Annotated in this window: 11 protein-coding genes and 2 tRNA genes; 2 read left to right on the top strand and 11 right to left on the bottom strand. The window is 69.1% G+C overall.

All coding sequences use genetic code 11. The annotated features are described in order from the left end of the window. Positions 1 to 11: 11 nt before the first annotated feature. From EDF51_RS05825 to EDF51_RS05810, 4 genes are all read right to left on the bottom strand, one after another. Positions 12 to 641, bottom strand: coding sequence for an ATP-dependent Clp protease proteolytic subunit (locus EDF51_RS05825; RefSeq protein ID WP_111084515.1), 630 nt, complete (start codon positions 639 to 641; stop codon positions 12 to 14). Between the two features lie 169 nt (positions 642 to 810). Continuing rightward, the gene (gene tig / locus EDF51_RS05820) at positions 811 to 2,118 is read right to left on the bottom strand and encodes a trigger factor (RefSeq protein WP_159572754.1); all 1,308 of its coding nucleotides are present in this window, start codon (positions 2,116 to 2,118) and stop codon (positions 811 to 813) included. Positions 2,119 to 2,170: 52 nt separating this feature from the next. After that, positions 2,171 to 2,247 (bottom strand) — tRNA-Pro (locus EDF51_RS05815). Between the two features lie 93 nt (positions 2,248 to 2,340). Next, positions 2,341 to 2,616, bottom strand: a complete 276-nt coding sequence (locus tag EDF51_RS05810) for a hypothetical protein (protein WP_134194130.1) — start codon at positions 2,614 to 2,616, stop codon at positions 2,341 to 2,343. A 53-nt stretch (positions 2,617 to 2,669) separates the two neighbouring features. Here EDF51_RS05810 and EDF51_RS05805 point away from each other — a divergent pair. Further along, positions 2,670 to 2,740 (top strand) — tRNA-Gly (locus EDF51_RS05805). Positions 2,741 to 2,882: 142 nt separating this feature from the next. Here the strand turns inward: EDF51_RS05805 and EDF51_RS05800 are convergent. The 7 genes from EDF51_RS05800 to EDF51_RS05770 all read right to left on the bottom strand — a co-directional run bounded on the left by EDF51_RS05800 (position 2,883) and on the right by EDF51_RS05770 (position 11,953). Further along, the gene (locus EDF51_RS05800) at positions 2,883 to 3,173 is read right to left on the bottom strand and encodes a DUF1905 domain-containing protein (RefSeq protein ID WP_123673347.1); all 291 of its coding nucleotides are present in this window, start codon (positions 3,171 to 3,173) and stop codon (positions 2,883 to 2,885) included. 225 nt (positions 3,174 to 3,398) lie between these two features. Next, positions 3,399 to 4,316, bottom strand: a complete 918-nt coding sequence (locus EDF51_RS05795; RefSeq protein ID WP_131845434.1) for an endo-beta-N-acetylglucosaminidase H — start codon at positions 4,314 to 4,316, stop codon at positions 3,399 to 3,401. Between the two features lie 49 nt (positions 4,317 to 4,365). Further along, positions 4,366 to 7,365 (bottom strand): glycoside hydrolase family 38 C-terminal domain-containing protein, encoded by a 3,000-nt coding sequence (locus tag EDF51_RS05790; protein WP_131845433.1) that lies wholly within the window; start codon positions 7,363 to 7,365, stop codon positions 4,366 to 4,368. Between the two features lie 43 nt (positions 7,366 to 7,408). Beyond that, positions 7,409 to 8,812: a cellulase family glycosylhydrolase gene (locus EDF51_RS05785; RefSeq protein ID WP_134194128.1), complete on the bottom strand. Its 1,404-nt coding sequence runs from the start codon at positions 8,810 to 8,812 to the stop codon at positions 7,409 to 7,411. Next, positions 8,812 to 9,786: a carbohydrate ABC transporter permease gene (locus EDF51_RS05780; protein WP_207896044.1), complete on the bottom strand. Its 975-nt coding sequence runs from the start codon at positions 9,784 to 9,786 to the stop codon at positions 8,812 to 8,814. The genes EDF51_RS05785 and EDF51_RS05780 overlap by 1 nt, the downstream gene beginning before the upstream one ends. Continuing rightward, positions 9,783 to 10,661 carry a sugar ABC transporter permease gene (locus EDF51_RS05775; protein ID WP_111084508.1) on the bottom strand — a complete coding sequence of 293 codons (879 nt, stop codon included), beginning with the start codon at positions 10,659 to 10,661 and terminating at the stop codon, positions 9,783 to 9,785. Before EDF51_RS05775 ends, EDF51_RS05780 begins: the two co-directional genes overlap by 4 nt. Beyond that, a complete protein-coding gene (locus tag EDF51_RS05770) occupies positions 10,661 to 11,953 on the bottom strand; it encodes a sugar ABC transporter substrate-binding protein (RefSeq protein WP_123293981.1) in 1,293 nt (430 codons plus the stop codon). Before EDF51_RS05770 ends, EDF51_RS05775 begins: the two co-directional genes overlap by 1 nt. A gap of 115 nt (positions 11,954 to 12,068) precedes the next feature. Here EDF51_RS05770 and EDF51_RS05765 point away from each other — a divergent pair, with 115 nt between their 5' ends. Continuing rightward, a complete protein-coding gene (locus EDF51_RS05765) occupies positions 12,069 to 13,100 on the top strand; it encodes a LacI family DNA-binding transcriptional regulator (protein ID WP_131845431.1) in 1,032 nt (343 codons plus the stop codon). Positions 13,101 to 13,177 lie beyond the last annotated feature (77 nt).

Below are 13,177 nucleotides of genomic sequence, written 5' to 3'. Positions count from 1 at the left end.
TTCGGTGGGGGTCAGGACTGGGCGTCGGGGTCGGCAGCCGCGGTCGGCGTCGCGCCGTCACCGACGGTGCCACCACCGCCGACGACCTCGGCCGACGAGGCACGCAGGTGGTCGACGAAGCCGTACTCGAGGGCTTCCTGCGCGCTGAACCAGTTGTCGCGGTCGTTGTCCTTGAGGACCTGCTCGATCGACTTGCCGGTCTGCTCGGCCGTGAGCTCCGCCATGCGCTGCTTCATGTCGAGGATGACCTTGGCCTGCGTCTGGATGTCGGCAGCGGTACCGCCGAACCCGCCGGACGGCTGGTGCAGCAGGACGCGGGCGTTCGGCGTGATGTAGCGCTTGCCCGGCGTGCCGGAGGACAGCAGGAACTGTCCCATCGACGCGGCCAGGCCGATGCCCACGGTGACGATGTCGTTCGGGACGAACTGCATCGTGTCGTAGATCGCCATGCCGGCGGTGATCGAGCCACCGGGCGAGTTGATGTAGAGGTAGATGTCCTTCTCAGGGTCCTCGGCGGCGAGCAGCAGCAGCTTGGCTGCGATCTCGTTCGAGTTGTCGTCGCGGACCTCGGAGCCGAGCCACACGATCCGGTCTCTCAGAAGGCGGTCAAAAACACTGGGGTTCAGTGTTGCTTCGGCCATGGAAAAGCTCCCGTTCAGTTGTCGCTTGTTGTCGAACTTATCGGTTGCAACGCACCACTTCGCGTGTGTTCGCCGACAGCAATGCGGTGGTGCGGAAAACACGAGACGGGAGGCACGGTGCCAGCTGGCACCGTGCCTCCCGTCTGTATCGCTGGTGGCGTCGAGTTCGTTACTCGGCGTCCTCAGCAGGGGCCTGCGCGACGCCCGCCGTGAAGGCGGACAGGTCGACTGCGTCGCCGTTGGTGTCCTTGACGGTCACCTTCGACAGGACGGTCGCGACCGCCTTCGAGCGGGCGACCTCGCCGACCATGCCCGGGATCTGGCCGTTCTGGTCGATGACCTTGATGAACTCGGCCGGCTCCATGCCGTACTGCGCAGCAGCCTGGATGAGGTACTGGGTCAGTTCCTCCTGGGAGACCTGGATCTCCTCCTTCTCTGCGATGGAGTCGAGGAGGATCTGCGAGCGGAAGGCCTTCTCGCTGGACTCGGAGACCTCCTTGCGGTGCTCGTCGTCCTCGAGGCGGTTCTCCTGCTCGAGGTGACGGTGCACCTCGTCCTCGATGAGCTGCTCCGAGATCGGGATGTTGACGTCCTCGATGAGCTTCTCGACGAGCTTGTCGCGAGCCGCGGCACCCTGACCGAAGGTCTTGGACTTCGCGATCTGCTCCTTCAGGTCCGCCTTGAGCTCGTCGATCGTGTCGAACTGGCTGGCGATCTGGGCGAACTCGTCGTCGGCCTCGGGGAGCTCGCGCTCCTTGACGGCGGTGACGGTGACGGCGATCTGGGCGGTCTCGCCCTCGCGGTCGCCACCGACGAGCTTCGACTCGAAGTTCGTCGACTCGCCGGCGGTCAGGGACTCGAGCGCCTCGTCGATGCCCTCGAGCAGGTCGCCGGAGCCGATCTCGTAGGAGACGCCGGTGGCCGAGTCGACCTCGTCGTCGCCGATGCTGGCGGTCAGGTCGATCTGCGCGAAGTCGCCGGTCTTCGCCGGACGGTCGACGGTCACGAGCGTGCCGAAGCGGGTGCGCAGGTTCTGCAGCTCCTCTTCGATCTCGTCGTCCGACACCTCGACGGCGTCGACGGTGAGCTCGTACGCGGAGTAGTCCGGCAGGTCGAACTCGGGACGGACGTCGACCTCGAAGGTGAGGACGAGGTCGCCCGCGAAGTCGGCGAGGTTCGGCAGCTCGGCGACGTCGGCCTCGGCACGGCCGAGGATGCGCAGCTCCTGCTCTTCGACCGCCTGGCGGTAGAAGTTGTCGATGGCGTCACCGACGGCGTGGTTCAGGACCTCGCCACGGCCGACGCGCTGGTCGACGATCGCCGGCGGGACCTTGCCCTTACGGAAGCCGGGGATGTTGATCTGCTCGGCGATGTGCTTGTACGCGTGGTCGATGCTCGGCTTGAGATCTTCCGGCGTCACGTTCACGGTGAGCTTGACGCGGGTGTCGCTCACCTTGTCGACGGTGCTGGTGGCCACGGGATGTTCTCCTGTTGGTTGACGTTCGTGTGGTCGATGGTTCTCGAGGACCTGGTCGGGGCGACAGGAGTTGAACCTGCGACCTCCCGCTCCCAAAGCGGGCGCTCTACCAAGCTGAGCTACGCCCCGTTTGACTGGGCCAGGGTGTCCGCGCGCGCCGAAGGGCGCATGCGACGCCGATGAGTCTAGCGGTCCCCCGGTGCGCGGTTCCCGGGAGGGACGTCACTCGTCCGCTGCGGCGCGTCGCAGGCCGTTGCGCCACCGCACGCCGACCACCACCTGGACCCCGAGCGCCGTGATCGCGAGCACGATGCCGACGACGATCCGCCACAGGTGCAGCAGGGCGTGCGCGGGCTGCGACTGCGGATCGCCGAACAGCTCCGGGCGCATCGAGAACACGATCGCGGCGAGGACCACCAGCGCGTAGGAGACCACCCGCGACCGCTTGATCCGCCGTGCATCGGCGTCGGTCGGCGGGAGCATCACACGGGGTGGCATGTCGGTACTCGTTCGTCCGCTACGATGGTCGGGCTGCGACACGTGCGCAGCGCGGGGATGTAGCTCAATGGTAGAGCCCCAGTCTTCCAAACTGGCCACGCGGGTTCGATTCCCGTCATCCCCTCTCTCGTTCCTCCCTCTGTCTACGGTCGCCGCACGGTGCAGTGTTCTCCGGCCCGTGCACGGTTGCTTGCTCAGTGCGAGGTTGTTCCGGCGCACCGAGCGATCAACGTCGCACGGGGCGAACACGCGCGCACCGTGCGTCGTCAGGGACTGCCGAGTTCGAGCGTGATCTGCGGGGCGTCGCCGAGTTCCACCCGGGCACGCTTGCGCTCCGCCGCACGCAACGGCACGAGGTACCCGCCGTCCTTCGGGAACAACGAGGTGGTCCAGGTCACGGCGCCGATCGTCACCCGGGCAGGGATCACACCCCAGCCGTAGGTGAGCATCGGCGCGAGGTCGGCGATGACCTCGGCGGCGTCCGGCGGCACGACGGCGAAGAAGAACGGTGACGGGCCGCGCCACTCGATCACCTCACCGCGGAACTCGAGCTCCATGTCGCGATCGTACGGCCGCGTCGTCGAGCGCGCCGGACCGGGTTCCGATCTCGGTCCGTGACGGTTCCGGTTCACGATCACCGGGATCTGCGAACCGGAACCGTCAAGCGCGAGGAGGAACTGGTGCCTCCTCGGAGCCAGCGGGACGTGGACGACGGACGCGCCCCGTGTTTCCAGGCCGGAACCGGGGAGCACGGGGCGCGAGCTGCCGTCAGCGCGAACGCGTCAGCGGTACGTCGCGGCCTGACCGTAGAGCTTCTGCGTCAGGGCGGAGACGTAGGCGGACTTGTCACCTCCCGGCAGGTTGTACGTCATGAAGACGCCGTACCCGTCCGCCTTCGAGCGCTGCGCGAGCGACACCGCCGTCGACTGCGAGGTGTTCTGGATGTCGACCGCGGCAGCGGACAACCGGTCCTTGCCGAGCCCCGGGATCGACGGCGCCGAGTACGTGCCGTAGTAGGGGTTCCAGGCGTAGTCGAGCTTCGAGCCGACGGTGCTGCTCGACGACGACAGCGAGGACGAGGCCGGGCCGATGTCGTAGAACGAGATGAGCTTGCCGGGCATCTGGGCACGCAGCGCGGTGATGAGCCAGCCGATGGACTGCTGGTTCGGCTGCGGGGTGCCGTTCGCGCCGTAGTCGGAGTACTCGTCGTCGAGGTCGACGCCGTCGAGTCCGTACTTCGACACGGTGGCGGCGATCTGGGACGCGAAGTCCGACGCGGCCGCCTGGGTCGGGAAGTTGGCGATGCCCGCACCCTGGTGGTTGCCGAGGACCGACAGCGACACCTTGATGCCCTTCGCCTGCAGCGGCTTGATCTGCGTGGCGGCGTTGTCGAGGGTCGCCTGCACCTTGTCGTTGTTGACCAGGACCGCCTTGGAGCCGTTCCAGTTGATGTTCGCCGCGAAGATGATCGCGACGTCGAAGGCGTTCGCCCCACCGGACAGCGTGTAGCGGCCGACGTTGGCGAGCTGGTCGTTGTTGACCTCGACGTACGCGATGCTCGTCGGCCCGGACTTCGTAGCGGCGGCAGTGCCGGCGGCGGCTGCAGCGGTCGGTGCTGCCGTCGCGGCGGACGGCACGAGCGGTGCCGCCACCATCGCGGCGATGGCCGCCACGATCCCGAACTTCATGGACTTCTTCATGACACTCCCCTTCGAGTGGTGAACCGGCCGGCGGTCGCCGACCGGGGTCTCAGACGCGCGGGTACCGGAAGGTCCGCACCTCGTACGCGTCGACGGCGAACGACGACGCATCCGCGTCGGTCAACGGCTCTTCGAGCAGGGTGACCTCGACAGCCGGTCCGAACGGCCCGTCGACCGCGATTCCCCCGGTCCCCCGGCGCCCCACCGGCTCGTACACCCGAACGACCAGGTCGCCGGAGCGGTCGTCGGCGAGCTTGACGCTCGACAGCACGACCCCGCCGGACACCCGCACGAGCGGCGCGAACCCGTGCGCCCCGATGACGGTCCGCGCGCCGGCGTTCATCCGGATGCCTGCCGCCGTGGCCCCGAGCTGGTCGGTCCCGATGACGATGCCGTACCGGTGCGTCTGCACGCCCTGGTCGGTCTCGGGGTCTGGGAACCGCGGTGCCCGCAGCAGGGACAGCCGCACGGTGGTGGTGACGTGCCCGTCAACGGCGTCGCGGGTGGTGTCGAACCCGTGGATCGAGTCGTTCACGAGCGCGACGCCGAAGCCCGGCTCGGACACGAGCACGTAGCGGTGCATCGAGGTCTCGAACTTCGCGGCCTCCCACGAGGTGTTCGTGTGCGTCACCCGCTTCTGCGCCCCGAACTGCGTCTCGGCGACGGTGTGCTCAGCGCGGACGTCGAGCGGGAACGCGACCTTGAGGAACTTCTCGGTCTCGTGCCAGTCGGTCGTCTGGTCGAACTCGAGCGTGCGGGAGTCCGGTGCGAGGACGATCTCCTGCCGCACGGTCGAGTCGCCGAAGGACCGCGACACGACGACCCGGGCGACACCGGCGTCGTCGACCGAGGCCTCGAGCGACGAGACGTCCACCAGGTCCTCGACCCGGTTCCGGTAGTACCGGTCGACGTCCCACGCGTCCCACATGTTCGGGAAGTCCTGGTGCAGCTGCAGCAGGTTCGCGGCCTGCCCGGCGGCGATCGCCTCGCGCCCGCTGGCCAGGTCGACGGCGCTCGTGACGAGTCCCTGGTCGGTGACGGTCACGCGCACCAGCTCGTTCGCCAACACGTACCCGCCGTCCTGCCCCGTCAGCGTGACAGCGGCCGGTTCCGCCACGTCGGTCGCCAGGACGGCGCCCTGCGCGGGTGCGCCGGCCTGGAGGAACGGGGCCGGGTTCACGACGACGGCCGCGTCTCCGGCACCGGCGAGCGCCGAGAGCGCGTGGTCGATGATCGCGGTCAGCGCCGCGGCCGTCTCCGCGTACTTCACCTCGGCCTCGCGGTGCACCCAGGCGATCGAGGTGCCCGGCAGGATGTCGTGGAACTGCTGGAGCAGCACCTGCTGCCACAGGGCGTCGAGCTCGTCGTACGGGTAGGCGAAGTCGCTGTGTGCGGCGGCGGTCGCGGCCCAGAGCTCGGCCTCGATGAGGAGCTGTTCGCACCGGCGGTTGCCCTGCTTGGTGCCGTGCTGGCTGGTCAGGGTGGCGCGGTGCAGTTCGAGGTACAGCTCCCCCACCCACACCGGCGGGTCCGGCAGTTCGGCCTTCGCGCGGTCGAAGAACGTGTCCGGGTGCTCCCACCGGACCTTCGCGCTGCCCTCGAGGTCGGCGAGACGTGAAGCCGTGCCGGTCATCTCGCGGGTGGTACCACCACCGCCGTCGCCCCAGCCGACCGGGGCGATCGACCCGGTGGCGAGCCGGTTCTCACGGAACTGGCGGGAGGCCTTGGCGACCTCGCTGCCGGACAGGCGCGAGTTGTAGGTGTCCATCGACGGGAAGTGCGAGAACACCCGTGAGCCGTCGATGCCCTCCCACAGGAACGTGTGGTGCGGGAACTTGTTGACCTGGTTCCACGAGATCTTCTGCGTGAAGAACCACTCGAACCCCGCGCGGCGCATGAGCTGCGGCAGTGCCGGCGAGTACCCGAAGCTGTCCGGCAGCCAGACGCCCTTGGGCCGGATGCCGAACTCGCGCTCGAAGAACCGCTGCCCCTGCGAGAACTGGCGGACGATGCTCTCACCGGTCGGCATCACGGTGTCGGACTCGACCCACATGCCGCCGATCGGCAGGAACCGACCGGCCTCGACGGCGGCCTGCACCCGGGCGTAGACCTCGGGGCGGTGTTCCTTGATCCAGGCGTACTGCTGCGCGCTCGACATGCCGTACAGGAAGTCGTCGGTCTGGTCGATGAGCTCGGTCATCGTCGAGGTGGTGCGGGCGACCTTGCGGATCGTCTCGCGGACCGGCCAGAGCCACGCGGAGTCGATGTGGGCGTGCCCGACGGCCGAGATCGTGTGCGCGGAGGCCTCGGCGGGAGCGGCGAGCACCTCGGCGAGCGCCGCACGGGCGTCCCCGGCGGTCTCCGGGATGTGCTGCAGGTCGAGCGCGTCGAGGGCGTCGTCGAGGGCCTGCAGGATCCGCATCCGTCGTGGCCCCTCGGGCAGCTCGGCCTGCAGTTCGAGCAGGACGTCGATGTCGAGCGCGAGTTCGTGCACCTCGGACTCGAACACGGCGAGGTCCATCCGGCGCGAGGTGTAGAGCCGCTTCGACGACGAGGTCTGGACGTCGCCCTCGTGCGTGACGAGGAAGGGGTGGTAGTCGAGCAGGACCGGGTTCGACGCCGCCTCGACGAAGAGCTCGATCGTCTCGCCGCCCTCGGCCCGTTCCGTCAGCAGCACCCACTGGTTGCGCGGGTTGATCGACTTCACCGGCGTGCCGTCGGCCAGGTACACGAGGCCCTCGCACTGGAACCCCGGCATGTTCTTGTCGAAGCCGAGGTCGACGACGGCTTCCACCCGGCGTCCGGCCCACTCGCTCGGCACCGTCCCGGTCAGCCGGAACCAGGTCGTCCCCCAGGCCGCACCCCAGGGTGTGCCGACCTCGTACGGCGTGAACTCGAGCGCGAGTCCCTGCGCCGGCGGGATCGGCTCCCCCGGCAGCTCGTGCCAGGCGGTCTCGAGCGGCGTCGCGGTGGCGTGCACCGCCGGCGTGATGCGCTCGTCGAGGACCCGGCGGACCCGTCCGGTGGTGAGGGGGATGTCGTCGTGCATGGGGCCTTCCAGGGTCGGGCGCGGGTCAGTGCGTGGTCGAGGGTCAGCGCGTGGTCGCGGGGTGCGCGACGCGGATGGAGGTGGAGTCGAGCTCGGCGGGCACGTCGACGCACCGGTCGATGCCACGGGCGGCGAGCATCCCGGTGTCGCCGAGCCGGGACCGCAGGACGACCTGCGGGCCGCGACCGTCCGGTTCGGCCGACGCGACCGCGAGCCAGGCGGCGGCGAACCGTCCGCCGGGGGCGCAGTCGGCACGCATCCCGTGTCGGTCCGAGCCGTCGGGCAGCACGTCGTCGAGCACGAGCGCCGTGGCCGGCGGCGCAGCAGCGGTGTCGGTGGCGCCGGACCGTGCGACGGCCGCGAAGGCCTCTCCCGCGGGCTTGATCCGGCCGTCGTTGGTGAAGAGCCCGAGGTCGTACTCGAGCTCCGGGAAGTCGGCGAGCGACCTGGCGACGTCGTGCGAGCACCACCACGTGACACCGAGCACCTGCTGCGCCCCGAGCACGTGCCGGATGGTCTGCTCGGTGAACGAGGCGGCGTCCTCCGGGGCGACGACGTTGGTGGGCGCCCCGACTTCCTGCAGCCAGTTCGGCCGTGCGGGGTCGCGGTTCCACGCGGCGGCGAGCTGGAGCAGGTACTCGCCGTGCCGCACCGATCCCGGTCCGAGTGCGCCGTGCAGGGCCGCCGAGCCGTTGAACACCCACGAGTGCGTGACGGTGGCGTCACCGTGGTCCGCCGCGTGCTCCGGTCCGAACGGCTGCGCGTCGTCGTACCAGGCCGCGTCGTACTGCGCGACGGTGACCAGCGGCCGTGGACGCGACCCACTGCCGGACGGAGCCGACGCGGACGAGTCGACCCGGGCCTCCAGGCCGGACGAACCTGCCGAACCTGCCGAACCTGCCGAACCGGACGGACCGGACGCGAGCCCGGACCGTGCCGCCGCGACCATCGCCGCCGCCCACGCGTGCCCCTGCTCCGCCGTGATGTCGTGCGGGGCGGGGTGCGGCGCGTGCGCGAACTGGTTCACCTCGTTGCCGATGGTGATGCCGAGGAGGTTCGGCTTGTCCGCGACCGCTGCGGCGAGCGCCCGGACGTACGCCGCGGTCGACGCGACGACGTCCGGGTCGGTGAACATGTTCCGACGGTGCCAGCTGTCCAGCCACGACGGCACGAAGTCGAAGCTCGACAGGTGCCCCTGCAGGGCGTCGACGTTGACGTCGAGTCCGAACGAGCCGGCGATGTCCACGACCGTCGCGACGTCCTGCAGTGCCGACGCCCGGATGAGGGTGCGGTTCGGATGCACCACCGGCCAGAGCGGGAAGATCCGCACGTGGTCGGCGCCGAGCGAGGCGATCGCCTCGAGGTCTCTGGCGGTGTCCGACGGTGAGAAGTCGAGCCACGAGTGGAACCAGCCGACCGAGGGCGTGTAGTTGACCCCGAAGCGCATCAGCCCTTCACACCGCCCTCTTCGACGCCCTTGAAGAAGAAGCGCTGCAGGACGGCGAAGATCACGGCGATCGGGATGAACGCGATCATGGTGCCGGCGGCGATCATGCGCTGGTCGGTCGCGAACGTGCCCTGCAGGTACTGCAACCCGACGGTCAGGGTGAGGTTCTCCGGCGACTGCAGCACGATGAGTGGCCACAGGAAGTCGTCCCACGCCCCGATGAACGAGAAGATCGCGATGACGGCGATCGTCCCCTGCACGGCGGGCAACGAGATGTACCGCAGCCGCTGCATCGCGTTCGCACCGTCCATCACCGCGGCCTGGTCGATCTCCTCGGGGATCTGCCGGAACGCGTTGAACATGAGCAGCACGTTGAGTGCGGCGATCATGCCGGGTAGGGCGACGCCGACCAGGTTGTCGGCGAGGCCGAGGTCCTTGACGGTGACGAACTGCGAGATGATCGTCGCCTCGCCGGGCAGGACGAGGGTGGCGAGGAACAGTCCGAGCACGAGCTTGCGGTGCCGCCACTGCAGCCGCGCGAGGGCGAAGCCGGCGAGCGTCGCGAAGACGATGTTGCCGAACACGTCGATCGCGGCGACGAGCAGCGAGTTGCCGATGTAGCGCCAGACCGGGATCGCGGCGGCCACCTTGAGGTAGTTCTCGATGGTCGGCTCGGTCGGGATGAACGACGGGTTCGCGGTGTAGATGTCCTCGCCGGCGCCCTTGAGCGAGGTGGACAGCTGCCACAGGAACGGGCCGATCGTGATGAAGAGCACCACGATGAGCAGGACGTAGCGCACGACCTTCTCGCGGGTGGACATGACACCCCAGACCGCGCGGCGGCGCTTGCGTCCGTCTCGTCCGTTCGGCCGGGAGGCCCGTCCCGCGTCCGTCGCGCCCGTCACGTCCGGCGTCGGGCTGGCTGCACCGCGCGCCCCGCCCAGGGCGGGTTCGGTGGTCGTCGTGTTCGTCACTTGTCCGCCTTGCTGTTCATCCGCGCGAGGGCGAGCATCGGGATCAGCGTCACGACGAAGAGCAGGAGGCTCAGGGCGGACGCGTAGCCGAGGTTGCCGGTGAAGCCGCGGGCGTACTGCTGGATGAGCATGACGAGCGAGTTGTCCTGCCCGCCGGGTCCACCGGTGCCGTTGGTGAGGATGTAGAGCTCGCTGAACACCCGGAGCGCGGAGACGCACACCAGGATCCCGACGAGCGTCATGGTGCCGCGGACCCCCGGCATGGTGACCGACCAGAACCGGCGCACCGATCCGGCGCCGTCGAGGGCGGCCGCTTCGTGCAGGTCCTTGCCGACGTTCCCGAGGGCCGCGAGGAAGATGATCATGTAGTAGCCGAGGCCCTTCCAGACCGTCAGGCTGATCGCGCTGAGGAGCAGCAGCCACCGGTCGGTCAGGAACGGGACGCTGCCCTGCACGACGCCGAGCGCCTGCGCCATCTCGTTGATGACGCCGCGGTCGTCGAGGATCCAGGTCCAGATGAGCCCGACGACCACGGCCGACGCGATGACCGGCGTGTAGAACGCCGTGCGGAAGAACGCGATCCCCGGCAGCTTCTGCTGGACGAGCACCGCGATGAGCAGCGGCAGCACGGTCAGCAGGGGCAGGCAGATCGCCATGTAGATGACGCTGTTGAGCAGCGCCTCCCACACCTGCGGATCGGCGAGCAGGGTCTCGAAGTTCTTGAGCCCGACCCACTGGCTCACGCCCCCCAGCGGGCTGGCGTTCGTGAACGACAGCCGGACGGTGTTGATCGACGGCCAGAGGCTGAACGCGACGAGCCAGACGAGGGCCGGCAGGACGAGCAGCCAGGGCGTGAACCAGCGGTTGGCGCGCATCAGCCGTTGGCCAGCAGGCTGTTCATCTTGGTCTGGGCCGTCTGCAGCGCCTTCTCCGGCGCGACCTGGCCCTTCATGGCGAGGGCGATCTGCTGGTCGAGGAAGTCCGTCATCGCGGAGTTCGCCTCGACCGGGTTGAGGACCTTCGCGGTCTTCAGGGCCTCGTTCGCCAGGACACGGGCCTCGCCGTTGACGGTGCCGTCGTCCTTCGAGAAGTACGGGTCGGACTGCGACGACGTGGTCGACGGGAAGATGTTGACCTTGTGCGCGAACGCCTCTTGGTTCTCCGCGTTCGTCATGAACTTCGCGAACGCCTCGGCGGTGGCGAGGTGCTTCGACTTGGCGGACACCGACAGGCCCTGCACGTAGAGCGGCGGGGTGTCGAGGGCCGGGCTGACGGTGACCTTGCCCTTGAGCGACGGGTTGTTCTTCTCGAAGTCGGCGAGCGAGGTGGCGCCGCCCGTGGTCCAGGCGACCTTCTGCTGCGTGAACAGGGTGGAGTTGCCGAGGTAGTCGCTGTTCAGCACGTTCGAGGGCATGTAGCCGTCCTGGTATGCGTCCTTGTAGCGCTCGATCAGGTCGGCGGCCTTCGACGAGTCGGCGAAGGTGAACTTCGTGCCGTCCGCGTTGAGGACCTTCACGCCGGCCAGGGTGAAGTCGCCGAGACCGGGCTTCCGGCTCATCAGGTAGTCGGTCGGGCAGTTCTCGTGCATGGTCTTCGCCTGCGTGAACAGCTCGTCGGTGGTCTTCGGCGGGTTCTTCGCGTCGAGGCCGCACTTCGCGAACATCGTCGCGTTCCAGTAGTCGACGTCGGTGTTGAGGTACCAGGGGTAGCCGAACGTTCCGTCGACGCCCTTGTACTTGTAGGAATCGAGCGCGCCGGCGACGTACGTGCTCGCGAGCTTCGTGTCGTCCTTCGCGACGTCCTGCAGGAACCCACGCTTCGCGAGCGGCAGGGCGATGTCCGGCGGCAGGTTGATGACGTCGGGCAGCGAGTTCGACGACGCCTGGCTGAGCACCTTGTCGGCGTAGCCGTCGCCTGGCTGGTCCTGCAGCTTGACCTTCGCGTCGGGGTGGGCCTTCTCGAAGTCGGCGATCACCCCGTTCAGGTAGCCCGTGTACGTCGGCGTGAGCGCCCACGTCTGCAGCGTGATCGACCCGCTGATCTCCCCGCTGCCGGTGTCGGCCGCGTTGCCGCCGCTCGAGCAGCCCGTCAGGACGAGTGCCGTGGCGGCAGCTCCTGCGAGCAGCGCTGCGGCGCGGCTCCTCGTCGCACGTGTGGTGGTCCTCATGGCGTCTGACTCCCTCGTCATCCTGCGTGGTCATCGTGCTGAACCGGTTCAGTTCCTGTCCCTGAACCCGCTTGTGGCAGTGACTATGAACGACTAAAACGCTATAGTCAAGCCCGTGGCCACGAACCGTCGAACGACGATCTCCGACATCGCCGCGCGTGCCGGCGTGTCCGTCAGCGCGGTCTCCTTCGCCCTCAACGACCGCCCCGGCGTGTCCGACGAGACCCGCGAACGCGTCCGCGCGATCGCCCGCGAACTCGACTGGCAACCACACACCGCAGCACGCGCCCTGGGCGGCGCGAAGGCCGGCTCGATCGGCTTCGTGCTGAACCGGCCGGCCCGCACACTCGGCACCGAGTCGTTCTTCGGCGACCTGATCTCCGGCATCCAGCTCGGGCTCGCCGGCACCCACGTCGGGATGAACCTGCTCGTGGCGCGCGACGCGGCCGAGGAACTCGAGACCTACCGGGCGTGGTGGCGTGGGCACCGGGTCGACGGCGTCGTCCTCATCGACCCGCGGCGCGACGACGACCGGCTCACCCTGCTCGCCGAACTCGGCATGCCCGCGGTCGTCGTCGGCTCTCACCCCTCACCCGAGGGCTCCGCACCGAGCGTGTGGATCGACGACGGCGACGCGACCGACACGGTCCTGCGGTACCTGCACGCGCTCGGGCACCGGCGGATTGCGCACGTCGCCGGGCGCCCCGAGTTCGAGCACACCGCCATGCGGATCGGCCGGGTCCGGGCCTTCGCGGCGGCCGAGGGGCTCACGGACGCCGTGTCGATCCCGACCGACTACTCGGCCGAGGCCGGCGCGAGTGCGACCCGGACCCTGCTGTCCCGCAGCAGCCGACCGACGGCGATCGTGTACGACAACGACGTCCTGGCGGTCGCCGGGCTCGGGGTCGCGAGCGAGATGGGCGTCGCGGTGCCGACCGACGTCTCGATCGTGTCCTTCGACGACTCGGCGATGATCCAGCTCGTCCGGCCGTCCATCACCTCGCTGACCCGCGACACCGTGGAGCTCGGACAGCGCGCGGCGACGCTCCTGCGCGCGCAGATCGACGCCGATGCCCCGTTGCCGTCACGCCCCGGGCCACCACTGACCCTCAGCGTCCGGGAGTCGACGGCACGCGCGGGGTCCTGACCCGCCGTCGACACCATCCGACACGCCCAGCAGGTGTCCGGCCGAGGTCAACGGCGCGCGGCGGACTTGACTCCCGT

It is taken from the genome of Curtobacterium sp. PhB25 (genome assembly GCF_004365375.1).
In the GTDB taxonomy this organism is placed as follows: domain Bacteria; phylum Actinomycetota; class Actinomycetes; order Actinomycetales; family Microbacteriaceae; genus Curtobacterium.
The sequence above is the reverse complement of the archived record's forward strand: the minus strand, read 5'-3'. Positions and strand labels throughout refer to the sequence as shown.